The 551-nt window shown below is 60.6% G+C and carries 1 protein-coding gene; it reads left to right on the top strand.

The window, feature by feature from the left end:
- Positions 1-82: 82 nt before the first annotated feature.
- The gene (locus tag EN969_RS34510) at positions 83-412 is read left to right on the top strand and encodes an L-rhamnose mutarotase (RefSeq protein WP_063169853.1); all 330 of its coding nucleotides are present in this window, start codon (positions 83-85) and stop codon (positions 410-412) included.
- Positions 413-551: the final 139 nt, after the last annotated feature.

The following is a 551-nucleotide window of genomic DNA, read 5'->3' as shown; positions in this document are numbered from 1 at the left end:
GAACATCATCTCGAGACGTCGTTCCGCAACACGCTCGAAGTCGCCGCCGACCTTCTCGGCTGAAGCCCCGCGAGCAACCAGCATGCAAAGAATGGGACTTTGTATCGGCGTGAAAGCCGAGGCGATCGCGGACTACAAGCGCGTCCACGCCGCCGTCTGGCCCGAAGTGCTCGACGTCATCAGCCGCGCCAACATCCGCAACTATTCGATCTTCCTGCGCGAACCGGAGAACCTTCTGTTCGCCTGCTGGGAGTATCACGGCAGCGACTTCGCCAGGGATGCAGCGCGGATGAGCGAGTCGCCGGCCATGCGCAAATGGTGGGAACTGTGCGACCCCATGCAGACGCCGCTGCCGACGCGCGCCGACGGCGAATGGTGGGCGGCCATGGGAGAGGTCTTCCATCTCGATTGACCGGAACGTTATCGGGCAGTCGCTTCCCGGATATGCCCCAACGACGTGGCGACCGGTCCGTCTTTCATGACGACCTCATCCAGTCTCCGGCCTTGACCTCCTTGACCTCTGACATTCTATTATATTAGTATTCCAAATC

Origin of the sequence: Mesorhizobium sp. M7A.F.Ca.CA.003.01.2.1, from assembly GCF_003998945.1 — a bacterium.
GTDB lineage: Bacteria > Pseudomonadota > Alphaproteobacteria > Rhizobiales > Rhizobiaceae > Mesorhizobium > Mesorhizobium ciceri.
This window is presented reverse-complemented; position numbering and strand designations above follow the sequence as displayed.